The 24,296-nt window shown below is 34.8% G+C and carries 23 protein-coding genes and 1 pseudogene; 11 read left to right on the top strand and 13 right to left on the bottom strand.

Annotation, left to right across the window (positions count from 1 at the left end; all coding sequences use genetic code 11):
- Positions 1-4: 4 nt before the first annotated feature.
- The 5 genes from qoxC (at position 5) to NHG49_RS03860 (ending at position 3,733) form a co-directional block, all read left to right on the top strand.
- Complete coding sequence (qoxC, locus tag NHG49_RS03880; RefSeq protein WP_048562935.1) at positions 5-607, top strand: cytochrome aa3 quinol oxidase subunit III; 603 nt, start codon at positions 5-7, stop codon at positions 605-607.
- Entirely contained in the window at positions 608-919 is a 312-nt protein-coding gene (qoxD, locus tag NHG49_RS03875; RefSeq protein WP_063263756.1) for a cytochrome aa3 quinol oxidase subunit IV, read from the top strand. It begins immediately after the preceding gene.
- A gap of 221 nt (positions 920-1,140) precedes the next feature.
- Positions 1,141-2,970: a monovalent cation:proton antiporter family protein gene (locus NHG49_RS03870; RefSeq protein WP_137051869.1), complete on the top strand. Its 1,830-nt coding sequence runs from the start codon at positions 1,141-1,143 to the stop codon at positions 2,968-2,970.
- 53 nt (positions 2,971-3,023) lie between these two features.
- A complete protein-coding gene (locus NHG49_RS03865; protein WP_000926994.1) occupies positions 3,024-3,281 on the top strand; it encodes a DUF4022 family protein in 258 nt (85 codons plus the stop codon).
- A gap of 14 nt (positions 3,282-3,295) precedes the next feature.
- Positions 3,296-3,733, top strand: coding sequence for a GNAT family N-acetyltransferase (locus tag NHG49_RS03860; RefSeq protein ID WP_098111217.1), 438 nt, complete (start codon positions 3,296-3,298; stop codon positions 3,731-3,733).
- 40 nt (positions 3,734-3,773) lie between these two features.
- Here the strand turns inward: NHG49_RS03860 and NHG49_RS03855 are convergent, their stop codons facing one another.
- The 3 genes from NHG49_RS03855 to NHG49_RS03845 all read right to left on the bottom strand — a co-directional run bounded on the left by NHG49_RS03855 (position 3,774) and on the right by NHG49_RS03845 (position 5,835).
- On the bottom strand, positions 3,774-4,202 hold the full coding sequence (locus NHG49_RS03855; protein WP_064477059.1) for a hypothetical protein: 429 nt from the start codon (positions 4,200-4,202) through the stop codon (positions 3,774-3,776).
- A 4-nt stretch (positions 4,203-4,206) separates the two neighbouring features.
- On the bottom strand, positions 4,207-4,407 hold the full coding sequence (locus tag NHG49_RS03850) for a helix-turn-helix transcriptional regulator (protein WP_154131428.1): 201 nt from the start codon (positions 4,405-4,407) through the stop codon (positions 4,207-4,209).
- 135 nt (positions 4,408-4,542) lie between these two features.
- Entirely contained in the window at positions 4,543-5,835 is a 1,293-nt protein-coding gene (locus NHG49_RS03845) for an NCS2 family permease (RefSeq protein ID WP_222655670.1), read from the bottom strand.
- A gap of 280 nt (positions 5,836-6,115) precedes the next feature.
- Between NHG49_RS03845 and NHG49_RS03840 the strand changes: the two genes are divergently transcribed.
- A complete protein-coding gene (locus NHG49_RS03840; RefSeq protein ID WP_064477060.1) occupies positions 6,116-7,507 on the top strand; it encodes an amino acid permease in 1,392 nt (463 codons plus the stop codon).
- A gap of 181 nt (positions 7,508-7,688) precedes the next feature.
- Positions 7,689-9,236, top strand: coding sequence for a DNA-binding protein (locus NHG49_RS03835; protein WP_258125572.1), 1,548 nt, complete (start codon positions 7,689-7,691; stop codon positions 9,234-9,236).
- 35 nt (positions 9,237-9,271) lie between these two features.
- On the opposite strand, the gene NHG49_RS03830 is transcribed toward NHG49_RS03835, so the two are convergent.
- Together NHG49_RS03830 and brnQ1 are read right to left on the bottom strand one after the other, a co-directional pair.
- Entirely contained in the window at positions 9,272-10,993 is a 1,722-nt protein-coding gene (locus tag NHG49_RS03830; RefSeq protein WP_064477062.1) for a DUF2339 domain-containing protein, read from the bottom strand.
- A gap of 132 nt (positions 10,994-11,125) precedes the next feature.
- The gene (gene brnQ1, locus NHG49_RS03825; protein WP_258125571.1) at positions 11,126-12,427 is read right to left on the bottom strand and encodes a branched-chain amino acid transport system II carrier protein BrnQ1; all 1,302 of its coding nucleotides are present in this window, start codon (positions 12,425-12,427) and stop codon (positions 11,126-11,128) included.
- Positions 12,428-12,679: 252 nt separating this feature from the next.
- On the opposite strand from brnQ1, the gene NHG49_RS03820 reads away from it, so the two are divergent.
- Positions 12,680-14,065: a peptide MFS transporter gene (locus NHG49_RS03820; RefSeq protein ID WP_088046963.1), complete on the top strand. Its 1,386-nt coding sequence runs from the start codon at positions 12,680-12,682 to the stop codon at positions 14,063-14,065.
- 30 nt (positions 14,066-14,095) lie between these two features.
- On the opposite strand, the gene NHG49_RS03815 is transcribed toward NHG49_RS03820, so the two are convergent.
- From NHG49_RS03815 to NHG49_RS03800, 4 genes are all read right to left on the bottom strand, one after another.
- Entirely contained in the window at positions 14,096-14,728 is a 633-nt protein-coding gene (locus NHG49_RS03815) for a class A sortase (RefSeq protein WP_001041721.1), read from the bottom strand.
- 116 nt (positions 14,729-14,844) lie between these two features.
- Positions 14,845-15,318: a hypothetical protein gene (locus tag NHG49_RS03810; RefSeq protein WP_061675087.1), complete on the bottom strand. Its 474-nt coding sequence runs from the start codon at positions 15,316-15,318 to the stop codon at positions 14,845-14,847.
- Complete coding sequence (locus NHG49_RS03805) at positions 15,311-15,529, bottom strand: helix-turn-helix transcriptional regulator (protein ID WP_000154014.1); 219 nt, start codon at positions 15,527-15,529, stop codon at positions 15,311-15,313. Before NHG49_RS03805 ends, NHG49_RS03810 begins: the two co-directional genes overlap by 8 nt.
- A 112-nt stretch (positions 15,530-15,641) precedes the next feature.
- The gene (locus NHG49_RS03800; RefSeq protein ID WP_064477067.1) at positions 15,642-16,907 is read right to left on the bottom strand and encodes a 3D domain-containing protein; all 1,266 of its coding nucleotides are present in this window, start codon (positions 16,905-16,907) and stop codon (positions 15,642-15,644) included.
- 646 nt (positions 16,908-17,553) lie between these two features.
- Between NHG49_RS03800 and NHG49_RS31645 the strand changes: the two are divergent.
- A pseudogene (locus NHG49_RS31645) lies at positions 17,554-18,072 on the top strand (methyl-accepting chemotaxis protein); the annotation flags it as partial.
- 134 nt (positions 18,073-18,206) lie between these two features.
- The gene (locus NHG49_RS03790; RefSeq protein WP_000434544.1) at positions 18,207-19,019 is read left to right on the top strand and encodes an undecaprenyl-diphosphate phosphatase; all 813 of its coding nucleotides are present in this window, start codon (positions 18,207-18,209) and stop codon (positions 19,017-19,019) included.
- Positions 19,020-19,136: 117 nt separating this feature from the next.
- On the opposite strand, the gene NHG49_RS03785 is transcribed toward NHG49_RS03790, so the two are convergent.
- Positions 19,137-19,340, bottom strand: coding sequence for a hypothetical protein (locus tag NHG49_RS03785; protein WP_001268332.1), 204 nt, complete (start codon positions 19,338-19,340; stop codon positions 19,137-19,139).
- A gap of 172 nt (positions 19,341-19,512) precedes the next feature.
- Here NHG49_RS03785 and NHG49_RS03780 point away from each other — a divergent pair, with 172 nt between their 5' ends.
- Positions 19,513-20,664, top strand: coding sequence for a VanZ family protein (locus NHG49_RS03780; protein WP_064477069.1), 1,152 nt, complete (start codon positions 19,513-19,515; stop codon positions 20,662-20,664).
- Positions 20,665-20,671: 7 nt separating this feature from the next.
- On the opposite strand, the gene NHG49_RS03775 is transcribed toward NHG49_RS03780, so the two are convergent.
- The 3 genes from NHG49_RS03775 to sph form a co-directional block, all read right to left on the bottom strand.
- A complete protein-coding gene (locus tag NHG49_RS03775) occupies positions 20,672-21,985 on the bottom strand; it encodes a D-arabinono-1,4-lactone oxidase (protein ID WP_064477070.1) in 1,314 nt (437 codons plus the stop codon).
- Positions 21,973-23,145, bottom strand: coding sequence for an amino acid deaminase/aldolase (locus NHG49_RS03770; RefSeq protein WP_098102284.1), 1,173 nt, complete (start codon positions 23,143-23,145; stop codon positions 21,973-21,975). The genes NHG49_RS03775 and NHG49_RS03770 overlap by 13 nt, the downstream gene beginning before the upstream one ends.
- A gap of 111 nt (positions 23,146-23,256) precedes the next feature.
- Positions 23,257-24,258: a sphingomyelinase C gene (gene sph / locus NHG49_RS03765; RefSeq protein ID WP_098537750.1), complete on the bottom strand. Its 1,002-nt coding sequence runs from the start codon at positions 24,256-24,258 to the stop codon at positions 23,257-23,259.
- Positions 24,259-24,296: the final 38 nt, after the last annotated feature.

Below are 24,296 nucleotides of genomic sequence, written 5' to 3'. Positions count from 1 at the left end.
TGATATGGCGGCTTTAGATAAAAGCTTACCTTTGGAATATCAATCCGAGCAAAGTAGATTGAATATCCTAGGATTCTGGATTTTTCTTGGGGCTGAAATTATGCTGTTCGCAACACTTTTCGCCTCTTATCTAGTACTTGCTGGTCGTACGGCAGATGGCCCGACTCCAGCGCAACTGTTTGAACTTAAAACGCTTTTAATTCAAACATTACTACTTTTAACAAGTAGTTTCACATGTGGTATCGTAATTCACGAAATGCGTAAGAACAACCAAAAAGCAATGCTTGGATGGTTCATCCTTACATTACTTTTAGGTGCAGGTTTCCTATTCTTTGAAATTGAAGAATTCATTATGTACATTGGTGAAGGCGCAACGCTTCAAACAAGTGCTTTCCTATCTGCATTTTTCGTTCTTCTTGGAACACATGGTGCCCACGTAACAGGTGGTATCATTTGGGCAATTTGTGTTATTATCCAAATTTTAAAACGAGGTTTAACACCAGTTACAGCTCGTAAAGTATTTATTATCAGCTTATACTGGCATTTCCTCGATCTTGTTTGGGTCTTTATTTACACACTAGTTTACTTGAACGGGATGGTGGCGTAAATGAGTCAAAATAACAATCAAGCAAATGGGCATGCGCATAGCGGATTCCCATGGTCACACGTTTTCGGATTTATTTTATCGCTTGCACTAACGTTCCTAGCTTTATACGTGGCACTTTATACAAACTTGCCACTTTCAACGATATTAACGTCCATTATCGCAATGGCTGTTGCGCAAGCGTTGTTACAATTAATTATGTTCATGCATTTAAAAGAAGGAGAAGGAAGAGTTCAAGTCCTTACAATGATATACAGTTTCTTCGTTGCAACTGCAACAGTTGGTTTAACTGTATGGATCTTCTTCTCAATGTAATGTACATGAAAAAGACTGCTGAGATTCCTCGGCAGTCTTTTTTTTATCCCCTCCCCTATTACATCCACATTACGGAATTAACAACAGAATCATGAAAAATATACTTATTATGACAAATCTTAAGAAAACTCTTTCTTTATGAAATCGAATCCATATGCGTTGCTTTTCTACCTATTATATGGCTAAATAGGTACTATATTTATTTGAAGGGAGAGAACGCAATGGAACATCATACTTCTGTTCTATCACTTATGGTTGTCGTTGCAATCGCGTTTTTCGTTCCCCTTTTGTTACAACGCTTTAAATTAAAAGCACTTCCTGTCGTTGTTGCAGAAATCATCGCAGGAATCTTTGTAGGTAAAAGTGGGTTTAATATTATTGAGCCAGATATGTGGCTTCAAGTCTTATCGACACTAGGATTTATCTTCTTAATGTTCTTAAGCGGTTTAGAAATTGATTTTTCTATCTTTAAACAAAAAGGGAAAAAGAATACGACAAACGAACCAAACACATTCCAAGCAGCGAGCATTATCTTCTTATTTATTTTCATCTTATCTTATGCCCTATCATTACTGTTCGTATGGCTAGGATTCGTGGATAATGCAATGTTTATGACTTTAATTATTTCAACTATTTCTTTAGGTGTTGTCGTACCAACATTAAAAGAGAATAACTTAGGAAAAACGGCAATTGGACAAATCATTTTATTAGTCGCTGTTATTGCAGATTTAGTTACAATGATTTTACTCGCTGTATTCGTCGGATTAAATTCCGAAAGCGGCCAAAGCATGTGGCTCCTTCTTCTTCTATTCGGCGCTGGTATTGTTATTTACTTCGTTGCAAAACGCTTTAAAAACATTCCATACTTAGATAGCTTAAAAGCTGGTAGTGTACAAATTGATACACGAGCTGTTTTTGCACTCATCTTAATATTAGTTGGGTTATCTGAATCTGTTGGAGCTGAAAATATTTTAGGTGCCTTCTTAGCGGGTGTACTTGTATCGTTATTATCACCAAATGAAGATATGGTTGAAAAACTGGATTCCATCGGCTACGGTTTCTTCATCCCTATTTTCTTCGTAATGGTTGGTGTGAATCTAGAAGTTTGGTCTATTTTTAAAGAACCTTCTAGCATGCTAATGATCCCAATTTTAATTGTGGGACTCTTTATTTCAAAGCTGTTACCATCACTCGTCTTACGAAAATGGTATCCACGTAATATCGTACTAGGAAGTGCCATCTTATTAACATCGACACTTTCTTTAGTTATTGCAGCTGCACAAATTGGTGAAAAACTAGGAATCATCAGTCCAAGTTTATCTGCTTCCCTTATTTTAAGCGCAGTTATTACTTGTATTTTTGCACCTATATTATTTAAAAAAATGTTCCCAAAAGTAGAAACACCAAAACCAAAAGTTTCTATTATTGGCGCAAGCAGAATTACCCTTCCGTTATCACTTGATTTAAAACGAGAAGATTATGACGTAACACTTTATATGATGCGTCAAAATAAAATAAATGATGAGGAAGCAAAATCACATGACTTCCCTATCGTAAAATTAGATGACATCACGATCGCATCATTAACTGAACAAACAGCATTTAACGCAGATCGCGTTGTTGTTGCAACAAGCGATGATGAACAAAACTTATTATTAGCAGAACATGCAAAAGAACTAGGTGTTGAACATGTTATTGCAAGTGTAGAAGATCCACTTCTACAAGAAAAAGCAACGCAAGAACATATCGCCGTATTCTCAACAATTAACTCTACACGCATTCTATTACGTGCACTAATTGATAAACCGAGTCTCGTTCGTTTAATTACAACAGCAAACGAAACAGTCCGTGAAGTGGAACTACGGAGTAATAAATATAACGGCGTTGCACTTCGTCGCCTTCCATTTTTAGGCGATGTACTCGTCATTCAAATTTATCGTGGAAATAAAGCATTAATCCCACATGGTGATACAAGCCTACAACACGGCGATACATTACTTGTAACTGGCTCAAAAGAACATATCGATACACTAAAAAGCATATTAGAATAGAAAAATGCCCCTCACATAATTGAGGGGCATTTTTTTCCATTTTATATGGTAAAATGTTACTATCACATATTATGAGGATGGATCACATTATGTCTATTGTAACTTTAGCTCTTTTATTATTAGCAGAAATACTCGTTGCCATTATTCTCATCGGTGTTAGCATTGAAATTTGTAGCTACGGATGGAAAAAATCGAATGGAATAAAATACTCCTGCCTCTTACTTTCACTCCTTCTCGGAACTGCTAGCATACTCGGACTTTTCGCCGCACCTGCCTATTTCTTTATACAACTAACAGAAAACGCCTTATAAGAAAGGATGTTAATATGATTACCGTGAAAAATATTGAGGGATCTGAAACTTACGTATTACGTCAAAAAATTTTACGCCCGAATCAAACATTAGCAGATTGTAAATACTCTTCCGACTATGAAACGGACACCTTTCACTTAGGCGCATTTATAAACGATGAACTAATTAGTATCGCTTCCTTCTCAAAAGAGATATACCCTGACTTACTAGCAGGTATTCATTATCGTCTACGAGGAATGGCCACATTACCTGAATTTCGAAACAAACGTGCTGGAAGCTCCTTAATTCAGAAAGCGGAGCAAGTCTTGCAAGAACGCCAAGCAAATATATTATGGTGTAATGGCCGAATTACTGTAGCTGAATATTACAAGCACTTAGGCTTCCAGGAACATGGTGAAATCTTTGAAATTGAACCGATTGGTCTTCATAAATTACTGTATAAAAGAATATAAGAAAAGCTTTCCCCATATTGGGGAAAGCTTTTCTTATATTTCAATCTTCACTTTTTATTTTTTTCATATATATGTATATAAACAAACTAGGAACTAAAAAACAAGCAAACATAATAAGTCCTGTTATACTAATTTCTTTTATCGAAATACCCGGTGTTACAACGATACAAATAGCTAAAATCCCAATAACAATACCTACTGGAATGAATAATAGCTTCCTAAAATAACTACGAGATACTCCCCCTGTATGCTCATACACTTCCACCGAGTTTTTTAAGTTTAAAAAGTTAATAACTATTATCCCGACCATAAATACCATTAATAAATCTGAAACACTTTCATATCCTGCATCTTGCAAAACGTACCGATAAAAAACAACACCTAGTATGACGATATTTTGTAAGATGAAAACGAGTCTAATATGTTTGAGTCCCTCAATCATTAAACGTTCATCTTTCACGATTCTCATCCCCTCACTCCTCTTCCTCCCAAAATAAATCATTCAATGTTTTGTCTACCGCATAACAAATTTTCAAACATAAATCTAAAGACGGGTTGTATTTCCCCTTCTCAATTAAACTAATCGTTTGCCTTGTAACGCCTACTTTTTCTGCTAATTGTTGCTGTGTTAAATCTAACTGAACACGCGCGACTTTTATGTTACTTACAGCCATTCATGTTCCTCCTCTACTTATATTGTAATATATATTCCATTAAGTAATTTATATTTTACGACATTAATTTAATTTTCACCTTATTATACACAAAAAAGGAGCCTCTCATAAGAAGCCCCCTTTCCTATATCTATATTATAAGAATAAATGACATCCAAATAAAATTGTAAATAAGTATAGTAACGGATGTACTTCCATCCCTTTCCCCTTCACAATCTTTAAGACTGGATACACTAAAAATCCAATTGCAATTCCATTCGCAATGCTAGACGTTAACGGAATACCAACGAAAATTAAAAATGCTGGTAATGCATCTTCAAATTCATTCCAATTAATATCACGAAGACTTTGCGCCATTAAACTACCTACAATAATTAATGAAGGAGCTGTAATAGCGGCTACACTTGATAAAGAAGCAATCACAGGGCTGAAGAATGCCGTTATAATCGTTAGACCGACAACTATAATACCTGTTAATCCTGTTTTACCACCTGCAGCAATACCAGCTGATGATTCAATCGTCGCTGCTGTTGGGCTTGTTCCAAATATAGAGCCTGTAGTCCCGCCAATTGCATCTGCAATAAACGCTTTACCAAAACGTTTCTCTGTATTATCTGTAATTAAGCCTGCTTGTTTAATTAAACCGAGTAGTGCACCTGTTGTATCAAATAACAGTACAAGTAAAAATGAAAATACAACACCATATAATCCGTATTCAATTACATCTGAAAAGGCGTTGATTGGGTTTGAAACGATAATTCCCTCTGGTAAATGAGGCATCGCAACAATTTTATCCGTAAACTTCAGTTGCCCTGTAAAGAAGGCGATAACTCCTGTCACAATCATACTAATAAATAATGCACCACTCACACGTAATGCCATTAATACCGCCGCTAATATTAAACCAATTAAAGTTAAAATAACGGCTGGAGAATGAAAATCACCAATCGTAACTAAATTAGATGGATGATCAACGATAATTCCAGAAAGGCGTAATCCAATAAAAGCAATAAATAGTCCAATTCCACCTGCAATTGCATGTTTTAAACTATCAGGAATTGCGACAATTAGCTTTTGCCTAAATGAAGTGAAAGATAATAAAAGAAAAATGATACCTGTTACAAATACTGCTGAAAACGCAATGACATATGTAATCCCCTCTGCCTGTTGAACAACAGAATAAGCAAAATACGCATTCATTCCCATAGCTGGAGCAATAACAATTGGATAGTTAGCTAAAAACGCCATACATAGCGTCCCTATAACAGTCGCAATAATAGTTGCTGTAAAAGCTTGATCAAATGGTACACCTGCATCAGATAATATTTTCGGATTGATGACAAGAATATACGCAAATGTAAAAAAAGTTGTGATGCCAGCTAAAAGCTCTTGCTTCACAGAAGTGTTATATTTTTGTAATTGAAACATGGTTATGTACCCTTCCTACATCTGAATTATTATCACATATTCTTTTCTTACTAGTATATGAGAAAATATAATACTTAATCTTAACAATCAATAAAAAGAAGAGTCAATATATTCACTAATAGTTCGAATTTTAAGTTTAAGTCTGACAAGTACAGATGTAGTACAGTTAATCATGTTTATTTTTGTAGCATAACAGATAGAAATGTTTTATAATTTGAAATAGTTAAACATTTAGCAAACGCATTCAAATATCGTTCACTCTACAAGGGGGATTCTTCTTATGCAGCACACAAACAAATCTGAAACTTTAAACCGTGGTTTAAAAGAACGACATATTACTTTAATGTCGCTCGGCTCCGCTATTGGCGTTGGACTATTTTTAGGATCCGCTTCTGCTATTAAGCTAGCTGGCCCTTCTATTCTACTAGGTTATATGATCGCCGGACTCGTTATTTTTTTCATTATGCGAGCACTCGGAGAAATGGCAATTGAACAACCTGTTGCCGGTTCTTTTAGTAAATATGCTTCTGATTATCTTGGACCACTAGCTGGCTATATTACTGGCTGGAACTACTGGTTTTTATGGGTTGTTACTTGCATGGCTGAAATTACAGCGGCTGGCATTTACATGCAATACTGGTTCCCAGATATCCCGCGCTGGACTTGGGCGTTACTCGCTCTATTATTAATGAGTGCCTTCAACTTCTTATCCGTAAAAGTATTTGGAGAACTTGAATTTTGGTTTGCTCTCATCAAAATTGTCACAATTATCTGTATGATAATTATTGGAGCTGGTATTATTTTATTCGGATTCGGAAACGGTGGTATCGCTACTGGTATTTCAAACCTTTGGTCACATGGTGGCTGGTTCCCAAATGGTTTTTCTGGGTTACTACTCTCTTTACAAATGGTGTTATTCGCTTATTTAGGCGTTGAATTAATCGGTGTTACAGCGGGTGAAGCTCAAAATCCGAAAAAAACACTCGCAAAAGCAATCGATAACGTATTTTGGAGAATATTACTGTTCTACGTTGGGGCTCTATTCGTTATGATGGCAATTTATCCATGGAATGAACTTGGTGAGAAAGGAAGTCCATTCGTATTAACATTCCAGCAAATCGGTATCGCAAAAGCAGCAGGTATTATTAACTTTGTCGTATTAACAGCAGCTCTTTCTTCCTGTAATGGTGGTTTATTTAGTACAGGCCGTATGCTATATACACTAGCTCAGCAGAAGAAAGCTCCTGAAAGATTCGGTCGTTTAAATAAAAATGGCATTCCGAGTCAAGGAATTGTAGCAACAGCTATCGTTTTACTCGTTGGTGTTATATTAAACTATCTTGTGCCCGCAAAAGTATTTACATGGCTCACTAGTATTTCAACTTTCGGGGCAATTTGGACTTGGGGCATCATTTTAATCGCTCAAATTAAATTCCGTAAAGGATTGCAAACTGATAAAAAGGACAAGCTAACATATAAAATGCCTTTACATCCATTCAGTTCATATTTCTCACTCGCTTTCCTTGCACTAGTATTAGGTATAATGGCGTATTCAGAAGATACAAGAATTGCATTAATTGTTGGTCCTATTTGGCTTATTGGTTTAGCTATCGTATATTACATGAAAGGGTTCCATAAAATTGACGAAACACCTAATTCAAAAATTAGTTAAACAAAACATCCCTTCCTTATTAATTGGAAGGGATGTTTTTATATCTATATAAATATTTCTCAACAAAATTCACGGTATTTTTACAATTTTTTAATATTTTTTACGTTTTCTGTCTTTATTTTTTCAGAAAAATAAATTACATTATTAAAGCACATATATTTATTATTAGGGGGATTCTTCTATGAAGAATAAAAAATGGATTACATTTTCTTTAGCAACAGCAATTACACTAAGTATAGGGGCTTCGTTCATACCGTCTACTTATGCAGAAAGCTCTGTAGACCCAGCTCCTGAAATTGCTGCAAAAGTTGTAAATCAAAACAATGGGAAGAAAGCATTATTCGATAATACACACGGTCAAACTGCTGGGACGGCTGACTGGGTTATTGATGGTGGCTTTTCTGATTTCGGAAACGGCATTGCCCAAAACGGATATCATGTAAAAGAACTACGTAAATCAACACCGATTACATACGAAGATTTAAAAGACTACAATGTGTTTATCGTTCCAGAAGCAAATATTCCTTACAAAAAATCTGAACAAGATGCTATGTTACAATACGTGAAAAGTGGCGGCAGTATCTTCTTCATTGCCGATCATTATAATGCAGATCGTAATAAAAATCGCTGGGACTCTTCTGAAGTATTTAATGGATATAGACGCGGTGCATGGGATAATCCTGCAAAAGGAATGTCTAGTGAGGAAGTAAATTCACAAGCTATGCAAGGAGTAGAAAGCTCTGATTGGCTATCTAACAACTTCGGTATTCGCTTCCGCTACAATGCAATCGGTGATGTTGCAGCTAAAAATATTGTGTCACCTGAACAATCATTCGGAATTACAAAAGGTGTTTCATCTGTAGCAATGCATGCTGGCTCTACTCTAGCCATTACAAACCCAAAACTAGCAAAAGGACTTGTTTATCTTCCAGAAAACCCGTCAAAATGGAATAATGCTGTTGATAGCGGTGTTTATAACGGCGGTGGTGTTGCAGAAGGCCCTTATGCTGCTATCGCAAAAGTAGGACTTGGAAAAGCTGCCTTTATCGGTGACTCTTCTCCGGTGGAAGATGCGACGCCAAAATACGTTCGTGAAGATTCTGGCCAAACAAAGAAAACTTACGATGGTTATAAAGAAGAAAACGATGCTATCTTACTAGAAAATATCGTAAATTGGCTATCGAATAAAGAAACATTTACAAGTTTAGATCAAGTAAATGGTTTACAACTTGATTTACCTACCACTTTACAAACATTTGAACAACCAAGCTTATCAACTGAGCCACAACCTGAACCTTGGAGTGCACCAAATGCAGGTTATCAATGGTTTAATACAAATACTTTCAAACCAGGTTCATACGGTTATAACGGTGCTATAACAGCAAACGACTACGTAGTTACACACCCTAGCACTCTACCAAACAATGAAGTGTTCCAAATCAAAATTCAAGTAAATAACTTATTACCAAACACAACATACACTAATTACTCTTTAGGTATATTCACTACTGGCGGTACACAAGTAGCAAAAGTTCAAAATACAAATGGTTCTTGGCCATCTACTTTCGGATATAGTAGTGCGTTCTCTTTCACAACAAACAGCTTAGGTTCTGCTGAGAGAATTGTGAACGTACAAATCGATTCAAATACAGCTGGACAAGCAACGCTTCGTCTACGCCAAAATACAACAGCGAAATACAATGAAGCTGTAATAATTGATAAGAAATAATGAAAAAGGCAATCCGCATACGGATTGCCTTCTTTTTACTTCTCTTCTTTTGAGAAAAACATCCTTGAAATAACGATACCTATACTACCTACAATTAAGAATAACACTGCCCTGATCATCATCGATACTTCTGGTAAGTCCAGAAGGAATAGCTTCCCTATCGTTACGACTAACACGACTAAGCCGGCATACAATATTTCATTCATATTTTTATTCCGTCCAAGCCAAACTGCAAATAATGCATATACCATCCATAATAACGATACAGATACGCTTATTATACTTCCATCTGTAGAAAGCACTTCACCGACTCTAGTAATTGCAATAAATACGATAACCATAAACCAATAGAGTGCTATAGAATAAACATATTTTCCAAAGCTCATTAACACATCTTTCGCTTGTTTCATGCAGTAATAAAATGTACCTATTAAAATAATATGAGCAACAAACCCAGCTGAAATGAAATGATCAAACGGACTAAAAATAGTTTGTATCATTCCAATCGCGTAAATCGTCGCACTAACATACAATTTCACCTGTTGTTTTACTTTAATAGCAGTCATCATACCGAGGAAACCTTGTAATAATAATACAATCGCTGCATTCACTAAACTATACTCATATAAAATCGCTAAACTAAATGCACCCATTGCGAAACCAAATAAAAGATTTGTAAATGTAGAATGTCTATTCTTCCTATATTCAAACACGAACATAGTAGCGTGCACGAGTGCACTAATCATTAATCCCCATGTTGTAAATTCAGGTATTTTTGAAATGGCTAATATAAAGAGAACTGCATTCGCACTAAATATCGCCAAGCGTGGCTCTAATATAAAGCTTCTCTCCGTAAACATATGCCAAAATAATAGTAAGTGAATCAAACCATAAACAACCGTTAACTGTATTTGCAAATCCTCCACTAACATTGACATAATAGCAAAGAAAACAAAAAGGACAATAGCAGCAACAGCATAAGAAATCATATATAAATACTGATAACGATTTTTCAACGCATACCATAATAAGCTAAGTGTTAGTATCGTCTCATATCCAAAGAAAATATATGGATTAGGAGTCGTACTATTTAATAAGAATGGCACGAAGAAAGCTCCTACGGCTACGAATATAGTAAGATATTCCGATTGATACCTCTTCGCTACATAAATACCTAAAATGACCCATGCAATGTTACATACAAACGCAACACTTGCTGGAATAAATCCATATAAATAATGCGCCGCAAATGTCGTTAAAACTATACCCGTAATACTTCCTCCTGCTAATACTAAACCCAACGCTTGCCGCTCTCGTTTAATTTGAATATCACCTATATAATAAAAACCGATTGATAGGACAATACCAAACACAATTCGTATTACAGGTGTTAATAATCCAGCATCTACCCCTGCTTTAAATAACCAGATTACTCCAAGTAACATAATGCCGACAAATATACGTGGCAACCAAGTTTGGCAAAACTTAATAATATTAAATGGTTCTGGTTTAAATGCAGATATATCTACTTGTTTTACCTCACGTTCTTGCACGGGCTCCTTTATTGTAACTACTTCTTCTTTTTGCTTTTCCTCCATTACCGTTTCAATATATTCTTTCTTTTCTTTACTAACATGTTGCTGAGCATTTTCTACTTCTATTTCTCTTTGTTTTGCTTTCAATTCAAAAAGCGCTTCTTGAATCGTTTCAATTGCCGTTTCGAGCGCTTCTATTTTCTTATTTAAATCCTCCTTCATACGCTCCCCCCTCATCATCTATTCAAAATCTATATATTACCAATTACCTTTATCATACTCTTAGTCTATTCATTTTCAATACTATTTTTCCAAAAAAAAGGTGTTTTCCGAAATAGGAAAACACCTTTTTACTCATTTATTCTTATTTAGAACAACACTAACGATGACACCAATACAAGCACCTACAATAGCTGGAACAATCCACCCAACACCTTCTGTATAAAACGGAATGTATTTCAATATTGACGTCCACTGATTCATCATTACATTTTTATTAAAAATATCGATTGCACTAAATACCGCTACAATCCCAACAGTTACTGCATATACGTATGCATACTTTCCAATATATTTATGGAATAACCCTAGAATAATGAGTGTTAATGCAACTGGATAAATAAATCCAAGAATCGGTACTGATACTTTTAAAATTTGTGTTAATCCTAAATTAGCTAAAATCATACTAACAAAACTTAATATAAATGCCCAAACTTTATAAGTTACTTTCGGAAATGCACTTGCGAAAAATTGACTACAAGATGTAACAAGTCCAATTGAAACACATAAGCACGCGATTGTAAAAATAAGACCTAATAAAACGACTCCACCTTGTCCAAATAACGTCGTCATCACTTGTGCTAATACGTTCGCCCCATTATCAAATGTACCTAACGAACCGCTAATTGAACCAACATATCCAAGTATGACATAAATAATAGATAATAATAGTCCTGCTCCAATTCCAGCAATACTCATATATTTCGCTAAACCTTTATCATCTTCAATACCTTTTGCACGAAGAGCATTTGCAATAACAATCCCAAAAATTAAAGCTGCTAATGCATCCATCGTTAAATACCCATCTAAAAACCCTTGGAACATAGGAGCTTGTCCATAGTTTCCAGCAGCCTCTTTCACACTACCTACTGATGTAAACTTGCTCTTTATAAAGATAAGGGCAATCATGCCTAATAATAACGGTGTTAAAACCTTTCCGAACAACCCCATTAATTTAGAAGGTGATAAACTTAACCAGTACACAATACTAAAGAAAATAACCGTGTAACATAATAAAACTATGCTTCCCGCTTCTGAGAAGAACTGACCTGGCCCCATTTCAAAAGCTAAACTTCCTGCACGTGGTATACCAAGTCCTGGTCCAATAAATAAATACACGATACACGGAAAAATAATGGCGAATGAAGAATGAATCCTACCCGCTAACTTTTGAAAGCTTCCTGCTTTTGCAATCGCAATAACTCCCAATATAGGAAGACCTGTTGCTGATATAATAAACCCTACTAATGAAATCCACACATGTTCTCCTGCTTCATACCCAAGGAAAGGTGGGAATATAAGATTCCCCGCTCCAAAGAACATCGAGAATAACATAAGACTAATCAGTAAAATTTCTTTTTTCTGTAACAATTTCATTTCTTTCTCCTTCTTTAATTTCATCTTTTATGAAATCAATTTCACATATAAAAAAGTGCAATAACCCGCTTCCTTACAAAGAAAACATAGTCCATAGTCTAACATAAAAGAAACACCCATTCTATAGCTATATCTCTTTTCCAATTTCTTCTGAAAAATCAACCTTTATTGACTTATAATAGTTAATAAGGTAAAATATTAAATGTACAAAATTATTAACTTTGTTTTTGTTTGTGTCAGGAGGAAAATAACATGGAATCAGCGATACAACTAGAAAGAGAACAACAAAGAAAAAAGAAACATCCTCCAGGTTTATACTTACTCTTCTTTACAGAAATGTGGGAAAGATTTAGTTACTATGGATTACGAGGATTATTAACATTATATTTAACGACAGCTTTAGTAAGCGGTGGTCTTGGGTTTAGTCCCGCATGGGCACTCTCCATTTACGGATTTTATACTGGAGCCTGTTATTTCACACCAATGATTGGTGGATACTTAACAGACCGGTTCCTAGGTAGACGAAAAGCCATCACAATTGGTGGTATAACAATGGCAATCGGTAACCTTACACTATTCGCCATGCAAAACCAAGTCGGCCTATACCTCGGATTAGCGCTTATTATTATCGGTAATGGATTCTTCAAACCGAATATCTCTACACTTGTTGGCGAATTATACGAAGAGAATGATCCAAAACGTGACAGTGCATTTACCATTTTCTATATGGGTATTAACGTCGGATCATTTTTAGCTCCACTCGTTTGCGGATTTTTATCAGAAAATTTATTCAAAACAACGGTTGATGGCGTTGTACATTACGGATTCCGTTACGGTTTCTTAGCCGCTTCAATCGGAATGATCATTGGACAAATTTTATTTACAACACTATCAAATCGCTTCCTTGGTGATCTCGGTAAAAAACCAACTCGCGATTTACAAACAACAGATGGACAACCATCAGTAGGAGATACACCGTTAACAAAAAAAGAAAAACAACGTACCGCAGTTATCGTCATTTTAACATGCTTCGTTGTCTTCTTCTGGGCTGGCTTTGAACAGGCTGGTAGCTCATTAACATTATATACAAACAAATTTGTAGACCGCTCTGTGTTCGGATGGGAAGTTCCAACATCTTGGTTCCAATCGGTCAATCCATTATTTATTATTTTACTTGCTCCAGTCATTTCAGCATTATGGGCAAAACTTGCAACTCGCAAGCGCGGGGATTTAAAAATCCCAACTAAAATGGGACTTGGTATGATCTTGCTTGGTATCGGTTATATCATTCTCGTTATCGCTACATTAAAAACAGGTAGTGATGAACATAACATTACAGAAAAAGCAAACTTACTATTTATCGTCTTTACGTATCTTTTCCATACGTTAGGTGAGCTATTCTTATCACCTGTTGGACTATCAATGGTTAGTGCACTTGCACCAGTAAAACTTGCTTCTTTATTAATGGGAGTATGGTTAGCAAGCTCAGGAATCGCTAACATTTTAGGCGGACAACTTGCAAGCTTCACAACTTCACTTGGATATGCTGAAGTATTTACCGTAATCGGAGCTGTAGCAATTGTATTAGGTTGTGTTTTATTACTAATTTCTAAGAAATTAGTGAAATGGATGGATTAAAAAAAGATGAGGGAAATCCCTCATCTTTTTTTATTTCTTCGCCTTCGTTCCTACTAAATCACCAGCAACAACGTAACGCTTAGAATTATCTTTCACAGATACACATGTAATAAGCGTTATTTCATCTTTCCCATGATCCTCTACAACTTCCCACTTATCAGGAGTTACTTCAGATACACCAGTAACCGCATACTCATATTCGTTTTCATTATCATACAAATAAATTTTATCGCCTTTTTTCAAAGAAGCTATATCACTAAATAAAACACCTTTTTTAGACATATTATGTCCTGCTAATGCATAGTTCCCTTTTCCCATTACTTGATTTTCTTTTACTGTTGCTGCACCTGATAATAGGTTTTTCTCAGTAGAAGATTTTAAAACAGGAAGTTCTAATGAAACACTCGGGATCGAAATACGACCAATTACTTGTTTCTTATCTAATGATGCATTCGCTACTTCTGCTAAGTCTGGCTGATTAATTTTCGAAGCATCTACAAATTCCGTCTCATGTTTTTCATAATCCATCTTTTGAACAGCCTGCACATTTTCAGTCTGTTTCTTTTCAGCCTGATATCCATCGTAAAATGGCTTTCCGATTAACACACCACCTACAACAAATAGAAGGATTGCTACTATACTATAAATTCTTTGCTTATTCATATACAATTCCTTTCCCTTACAAAATCTTACTCTATATAAAATGATAAGATAATATTGCTATATGTACAAGTGTAAGCTAAAAAGAAACCTTCTTGCTAATGCAAGAAGGTTTCTTTTTAAGCGATTTTATTTCGATATAAGGATACGTGAAAAATTGTCATTTGAATAAAGAAAATACTAAATGCAATATATATTGGATATGCAGGAACATATAGATTAGCAATTGGAGAAAGAGTTAAAAAACCAACCGCACAAGGCAACACGTACCATAGTGACATAAATGTAGTACGACAAGCCTTTTCTGTAATTGCCTTTTCCCTCTCATCCTCTTGAGGAAATAATAGTGGAAACATCCAATACGAGAGCTCTTTATATTTTTTCTTTTGAATTTTATAAAGAACAGTCGATACAATACCAAATATTAAAAGTAATCCTAGCGGCATTAAACTCAGTGAAATTTCAGATGGTACTCTCTCCGTTTGAATAAAATTAGCGACTTCAATAGTAAAATAATACAACTCAATAAACGCCCAACCTGCTAATACCATTAAAAGTACATTTAGCATATAAGAAAATACGAGTCTATTCATCCTCTTTCCCCTCCTTATTCAAAACAAACACATCTTCCATCTTTAACTGAAATACATCGCAAATCGTAAGTGCTAATAACAGTGAAGGGACATAATCCCCTTTTTCAATTGCCGCGATTGTTTGTCTTGTCACTCCAACCTTTTCTGCTAATACACTTTGCGAAAAATTAAACCGAGCTCTTAATTCCTTCACTCTATTTAAAATGGTCAATTTTACCACCTCTCACCGTCATTGTATGCTATCCTTAACAAAATGTAAACTTAACTTAACATTATAATTACAAAAAAATCCAACTTTACATATTGTAAAGTTGGATTACATGTTAATTTAAAATTGTAAGCTTAACATTTTTTCTGCCCCATTTACTAGATGAAGCTTTATCTGGCATTAAAACATCAATTTTGTGACCTTTAATCGCGCCACCAGTATCTGCTGCAATTGCTTCTCCGTATCCTTCAACATATACGCGAGAACCTAATGGGATAACAGATGGGTCCACTGCAATTAATTTCATTCCTGGGTTTGCAGTTAGGTTATAGCCTCCCCATGCAGAATATACTTGTTGACCTGGTGCATAGCCATTTTCACCTGGATCTGCTGTATAAGCTGTTGCATGTACATAGATTTCTCTTCCACCAGCAGCTGGTTTAGATGGTTGTGCAGGTTCTACACTTGAATTATTATTTTTAGTTTGAGCTGGCTTACTAGCTTGCTCTTGCTTTTGCTTTTGTTTTTCAGCAACATCTGCCTGTGCCTTAGCTAAAGCTTCTTGCTCAGCCTTTGCAGCTGCTTCTGCTTTTGCACGCTCTTCTGCAGCAATTCTTGCTGCTTCTTGCTCACGAGCAATTGTTTCTTGAACTGCTTTCATATTTGATTCGATTTTAGCTTTTTCTTCTGCTGCTAAATTAAGTTGGCTTGCAACCTGATTATATTTAGCTTGAACTGTTTGTAAGTTAGCTTGACGCTTTTTCAAGTTATCTTGCAACTCAGCTTGTGCTTTGGCTAATTTTTGTTTGTCTACTACTAAAGATTCTTCTTTTTCATCAATTGTTTTCTTATCTTCTTCAATTTGACGAAGATCTTGTTCTTGTAGACGTAAAATTTCTTTATCTGCTTCTAGAATAGTAGAAACTGCGTTCATACGTTGTAAGAAATCTGCAAAGTTTTTTGACTCTACTACAACTTCTACTACTAAACTTGTATTTGAACTGTTTTGAACAGAAACCATACGTTTTCTCATAATATCCTTACGAGCAAGGACTTTATCCTCTAAAACGACAATTTCATTCTTTTTTTGCTCAATCTGCTTATGTGTTTCATCGATTTTACGTTGAATAGCAGCTTGATCCTCTTTATTTTTTGCAATTGTATTATTTAAATTATGTAGTTCGTTTTCGATACCTTGAATTTCTTTATTAACAGCTTGCTTCTCTTGCTCTTTCTTTTGCATCTCTGCATCGTTTTGCTGCAATTGCTGTTGCATGTTGTTAAGTTTCTCGTCGTTTGACTCTGCTTTTACAGCGACTGTACTAGAAAGACTGATAATGCCTGCTAATACTAGACTACTGATTCGCTTAAAATAGTTCATAATCCGACTCCCTTCTTATACAGTTATACATGATTTATTTTACAGTTTGTTTACAATACCATTAAATACAGTTTATTTTTCATGACGAAAAAAAGGGAATTATGCATAAAATGTAATAGATTCTTAAATATTTAACAATTCCTATATTTAAAAATTATAAAAGATGCTAAAATCCAAATATAGAGAAAATATAACTTCTAAAGGCGGTTGAAATAAATATATGTTTACTCAAAAGAAATCACTCCAACATAAAATTGATCAATTAGAAAGTCGTATACAAGAACTAGAAGCAGAATTAAAACAAAAAGATATTGAAAAACAAGAGATCATTTCTTCTATTCACGACCGTGTGCAAAGCGTCGTTCAAGAGCATCAACTCGTAAATAATCAACACCATACACTTCAAAATTTAGTTCAACAATTAAATTCATGTTTCGAAAATGTTTCAACGCGTACAACACATTCCAATGAATTGAATAATGAAATGTTACAAAAAGAACAAAGCTTAATTCAGTCAATTGAAGAAATCATTGACTGTTCTAATGAAGGAAAAGAATCTGTTCATCGTTTACTTATTGTAATTAATAAATTAGGTGAACAATCTCAGCGCACGTCTAATAGTATGAATCATTTAAGTGAGCGCTCAAAAGAAATCGAGCAAATTGTAGAAGTCATCCAAAACATTGCAGCACAAACAAATTTACTTGCTTTAAATGCGAGTATTGAAGCTGCACGTGCTGGAGAGCACGGTAAAGGATTCGCTGTCGTTGCCAATGAAGTAAGAAAACTAGCGGAAAGTACAGCCGAAAGTACAAAAAACATTGGTAACTTAACGAAAAAAATTCAAGAAGAAATTGAAAAAGCATACGATAACACAAAAGATAATTTGCATTTAGTCGATGAAGGTGTAGAAATGAGTGCCGATACAAACGCTAGAATTGAAAACATTTTAATTATGATTCAAACGTTACAAAGCGGTGCTACAAATGTTATTAAAGCTATCGAAAACCAAAAATCTTGTAATGATGATATATTACGTGAATTCGCTAATACACAACAAATGTTCCAAAAATTAAATACTACTATTATGAACCACATCCATGATGCCGAAAAAGTCGATGTTCAATTGACTAAAGGTCTTCAAGAAACAGCGGCTTCTCATTAATAATAAAAACCCCTTATAGCGCGCTATAAGGGGTTTTTATTATATTTCGAGTATTTATTTCTTCTCAATATTCATCCGTATCTTTGTTATAATGAACAAGTTGTTTCTTTCGACTAATAAACAAGGAGGTTTTTATGGAACAATTTCATTACATTTTAAAATATTTAATTCTTGGTCTGTTCCAAGGACTAACAGAACCAATTCCGATTTCTTCAAGCGGTCACCTCGTTTTAGCACAACATTTGCTAGGACTAAAAATAGAAGGGTTTAGCTTCGAACTACTTGTTAATTCAGCTTCATTATTAGCTGTATTACTTATTTATAGAAATGATTTAATTCGTCTAACGAAGAATGGTCTATCTTATATATTTACAAGAGCAGAAGATGCAAAATCAGATTTCTTCTTTATTATTTACCTTGTTATTGCGACCATTCCAGCAGGCGTTATTGGTGTTTTATTTAAAGACTATATCGACCAGTACTTAAAAGGCGTGAAAATGGTTGGGATTTCCCTTCTTATTACTGCTGTCGGCCTTTGGATTATTAGAAACTTGCGTGGACGTAAAAATGATGGCGATCTTTCTATGAAAGATGCAATTATCGTCGGATTAGCACAAGCTTGCGCACTAATTCCTGGAATAAGCCGATCAGGTGCAACAATCGTCGCAGCGATGTTACTTGGTATGAAGCAAGAAACAGCTCTTCGTTTCTCATTCTTACTGTATATCCCTGTTAGCTTAGGTGGTTTATTACTAAGTATTACAGACATTGCAAAAGATCCAAACCTAGATACATTATTCGTACCATATGTCGTTGCATTTATCGCAACATTTATCATGACGTATATTTCTTTAAAATGGTTTATGAACATTATGGCAAAAGGAAATTTAAAATATTTCTCTTTCTATTGCATTATCGTAGGTGTACTTACTCTTATTTTCTTATAAAGTGAAACTTACAAATCGAAAAGAGAGTCATTCTATTAAACTAGGATGACTCTCTTTTTTATATTTTTATAATGATAAAGCCCCTCTTACCTTTCTGTACAGTAAGAGGGGCCCCTTTTATGCGTATACTTTCTTTTCTTGACAATACAAACGAATAACATGTTTATTTTGTTGAAATACATCATGCGTTAGGCGGATAATAATAAAATTTCGTTTTGTTTGATCATCATGAACAAAAATCTGTTCTCCCTCCTGAAAACGCCATGCACTTTCAAAAGTTGTAATATGATCCCCACTTACAGAAAAAAGCTCATACCGCATATCTTGTACCCTCTCTCAACTTATAATAATCACAATATCCTTATATTAAATTTAGTATAACTTAATCCCGTTTAAATTTGAAATTTTTTCTATTTAGAAATATTTTAATTTTGTTTTAAAGTTCTTTTAACGTTATAATGATAAACGAATTTTCATTGAAAGGAGCTTCATTTTGACTGCATATTTATTTCCAGTAAAAACAGCATTTATTTTATTTCCTATTTTAGCAATGTTTCTGTTAATCCCATTTTTAATATTTAATTATCGAAAATACGGTTATTTAAATAAATGGCGCTCATTTATTTTGTATTCATTACTACTCTATTTATTAAATGCCTATTTTCTTGTTATTTTGCCGTTACCACAAACGTATGATACTTGTAGCCTACAACCGGCTAATACACAGCACATGCAACTCTCACCATTTTATTTCATACAAGAGATTAGTAATCATACATCGGCAATTTTAGCGAAACCAACTACTTATTTCTATTTATTAAAAGAATCTGCGTTTTTACAAGTAGCATTTAACGTTCTATTAACCGTTCCATTCGGTGTTTATCTACGTTATTATTTCCGACGTAGTTTCTTACAAACAGTTTGTATTTCTTTTTGTCTTTCACTATTTTTCGAACTGACACAGGTGACTGGACTATACGGTATATACAATTGTGCATATCGCTTATTCGATATCGATGATCTATTTTTAAACACATTAGGCGGCGTAATTGGTTTTATCATTGCACCAATATTTACGTACTTCCTTCCGAAAACAAGCGAATTGGATAGTCATATTGATTTGGAAACAAAACCAGTCGGATTCGTTCGTCGTCTTATCGCTATGCAAATTGATTGGCTGTTCTTATCTATCGTTGTGCCTGTCATTAAAAATAAAGGAAATTCTCTATTTATTTCTAATGTCCAATCTTACACAAATGTATACGAACTCTTTTTCATTACATGTTCAATCTTTATTTACTTTATTATCATTCCATACTTTACGAATGGAAGAACAATAGGAAAAGCGTTGCTTCGGATTTACATTAAAGGACAAGCAGAGCGTATTACACTAAAAGAATTATTCATTCGTTACGGGATATTCTATTTCATTTTAGGCGGAATCAATTATATTCTTTCGAGTAGCTCTATCTTAAATCATACAGAGCCTTTAGTATTACTAGTTATACTATTATTCCAATTTGTAATTAACGGTCTATTTATTATTCATGTTTTATTACATGTATTTAGTCGTGATAAATTACTATTTTACGAGCGTATTAGTCAAACAAGAAATGCGATCATACTAAAAAAAGCTGACAAGTAATACTTTGTCAGCTTTTTTTCATAATCGTAAATAATTTTTCTGTGTAAGGATTTGAAAATATTTCTGCTTCATCTAGTAACTTCCTCGCCTTTAGAAACGAATGCATTTCTGGATATATATTTTGTAATTTTTCGTACGTTAACGTATGCATTTTCCCCCAATGCGGGCGTCCTTCATACTTTAGAAAAATTTTCTCTACCTCACCAAAATAAGCAGCATACTTCATACCTTTATACATATGAACAGCAATATACGCTGAATCCCTTCCATACGCTGGACTGAGCCATATATCATCCCTTTTCACATAACGGCATTCAATTGGGAAGTGCACTTTATATTTTTTCTTTTCAATAAGGTTTGAAATCTCTTCTACAACGGCCCGCATATATTTTGAAGGAACACTATACTCCATTTCATAAAATGGAACCGCACGCGATGTAGCAAATACTTCATAACTCGGACCAACTATCTTTGTATTCGGTACAGCTTTAGCCGATAATCGACTTACTCCTTTACTTATAGAAGGAAACCATTTACATCCTTTAGATAACAAAGAGAACATCTTATTTTCAAGCAACTCTACCTTTAGTTTATGCCATTTCAAGTCACTTTTTTTACCCGTTGTTTCGTTTGTAAATTTTACTTGCACTTCATCTGAATAAGGAAAAACGAAAAATTCAAAATGGCGATTCTTCTTATATTCTTCTAGCTTGTTCATTACCGTAGATAATGACTGTTTTTCACTTTTATAAACGAGTGAATAGGCTGGAATAACCTTCAATTTTATTTTTACAATGATACCTAACATTCCAAGCGACAACTGAAAGGCTCTCCAATATTCCACATTCTCAGTTTCCGAACAAACTATACTCTCACCTGTAGATAAAACTGCGGTAATCTCTATAACTTGTGTTGATAAACTTCCAAAGGTAATCCCCGTTCCATGAGTCCCTGTACTAATCGCTCCTGCAATAGATTGTGAATCAATATCCCCTAAATTTTCTTGTGCATAACCTTTTTCTTCAAGTAACTTCCCTAAATCATGTAACTTTGTTCCTGCCCATACTTCGGCAACCATCTTCTCTGCATCAATATCCAAAATACCTTTCAATTTATCTAAAGAAACTAAAATTTCTTCCGTTTGCACAAGAGGTGTAAATGAGTGTCCTGAACCGACAACACGAATTTTCTTCCCTTTTTTTCGAGCAAGCCCTACAACTTCTACTACATCTTGTATACTTTCTGGATACATCGTATAATGCGGCGTTCCTTCTACATTCCCTGTCCAATTTCTCCATTTTTGTCCCTTTATAGAAAGCATTGACCATCCCCCCGATATGTTGAATACTCCCCAACAATCTCTCCTTCTTTCACACGGTATAAAAAAGGAAAACGCTCACATAACTCACCAGCTTTACTATGGCGAAACAAGATAGAATCTCCTATCTCTACTCGTTCCTCACCGTTATAAAAAATCGGTGTTTGCACTTCGCCAGCGCCTTCTAAAGCTAATAGTTTGGCACCATTTGGTCTCCAAATCTCAGGTTCTTTATCTTTACCAATTGCACCTGAGGCAATATATCCACCACCTAGACAAGTGTAAATAGATGGGGCTGGTTTACGCACAACTGGTAAAGCAAATCCGACAGCTGGATGAAATTGCACCTCTTTATAATAATCAAACAGCTTCGGGGCATAAAAAGCAGAACCTATTGTAATCTCCGAAACCGCATTATCTTTCTCGGTTGTTTTTATACTTCCTGTGCCTCCCCCATTTATAAACCTTAGTTCAATACCTAGGTTTTGTATTTCTTTTACGATATGTCCTCTTCTGTCTTTAATTTCTAAAACCGATTTCTTCTTTAAATACGAAATTACTTTACTTTTCACTCGCTGATTCGGTATGTGATCTCCTACCCCAGCAATCTGGGCTTCATATCCCATTACACCATCTAGTATTAAACATGATGATTCTTTCACCCTTTTTACTATTTTCAAAGCACCTTGCACATCTTTTACTGGTGATCTTTTGACCCCAAAATGAAATTGAAAAAAATAACTACTCATATCAATATCCAAACAAACACGAAAACACCCTTTAGATTTCTCAGCAATTTTTTCTAAATAAACAATATGGTCTTCACAATCCACCATACAAGTTATAATGAGCCCTTGCTTTGTTAGCAAACTTATTTCATGTAAAGCTCTTTCATCATAAGCAGGATATCCGAGCAATAAATCATTGAATCCTTGTTCAATTAAAAACAAAGCCTCCCTAGGTGAAAAACACATAATACCTTGAAATCGATCATTTGCAGCTAAAACCTTTCGCATAACCGGAACAGAACGTAACGATTTACTCGCTATACGAATCTTCTTATTTCCACTTAATTCTATAATCGATTGAATATTTCTATCTAAAGCCACCTCATCCAAAAATGCACACGGTAATGGAACTTCTTTAAAAATTCCTCTATCCACATTTTTTCTCTCCTCTTCTCTATATGTCTTATACATATTGGAAAGAAAGTTTAAATTTCCTCTTACAAAATAAAAAAGTTTCTTCCTATTTAAGAAGAAACTTTTTTAGGACTACTTCATAGAAATAGTCGCCTCTACTGGATAATGATCAGAATAATCATCATACGTATATTTTTTGAGCCATGATGTAACAGTCCACTGTGGAGATTTCGGTTGTAATACTTTATTCTCTATAAATGATGGATTCGCATGATCTTTACTTGCAATAATATAATCTAAATGTTCAGCAGGGCTATCAGGGAAATTATATTTCGCAATACTGTTTGTCGTCGCATCCCAAGTTGCTGTATGTCCTGTATAAGATGGAATAGAAGCGTGCAATGTTTTGAACATGGATGCGTACTCTGAATCACTATTGTTCTCTGCATTTATTTTGTTCACGTTCATATCACCACCAAATAGAACGTACTCGTTATTTGGTATATTCTTATTTTTTATAAAATCTTGAATTTCTTTTAACTGATTTGTACGTACAGATGCAGGTGAAGTTTTTCCGCACATACTATCTTCAGCCTGCAAATGCGTCCCAATTACATGAACGAAACGATCATTTTTCTTAATTTTCGTGTATACAAATCCTTTATTCGATAAATTATCTGGCCCGCATCCTTTTGCAAATACATATTGAACCTTTTCAACGATCGGCCATTTGCTCACGATTGCAACTCCCCCATCTTCAGGAGTTGAAGATGAATAGCTACCTAACGTTTTATCCCATTCGTTTCCGTTACTACGGCCTAATACCGCTGTTTGATTTGGATATTCTTTCTTCAAATTCCCTAACAAACGATCTGATGCGCTATTATCAAACACTTCATTTAATATAACTACATCCTGATTCTTAATATAATCCGCTGCCCCAATTAAATCAGCACGCTCGCTTTGTCCCCAGTTCGGATATAAGTTTGTTGATAGCATGTACACGTTATGCGTCATCACTTTCAAAGTGTTATTTTGATCTGTAGACATCTCTGCCTGAGCTGAAGATCCTCCGTATAAAACTCCTAAACCAATTCCAAAGCTAAGTACACCTTTTAGCAAATTACCTTTCACGTTTCATACCTCCATGTGTATAGTGATAAAAAGGCCAA

The organism is Bacillus sp. IBL03825 (assembly GCF_024712505.1).
GTDB lineage: Bacteria > Bacillota > Bacilli > Bacillales > Bacillaceae_G > Bacillus_A > Bacillus_A wiedmannii.
Note: the sequence above shows the minus strand (reverse complement) of the source record. Positions and strands in the feature narration are given on the sequence as shown.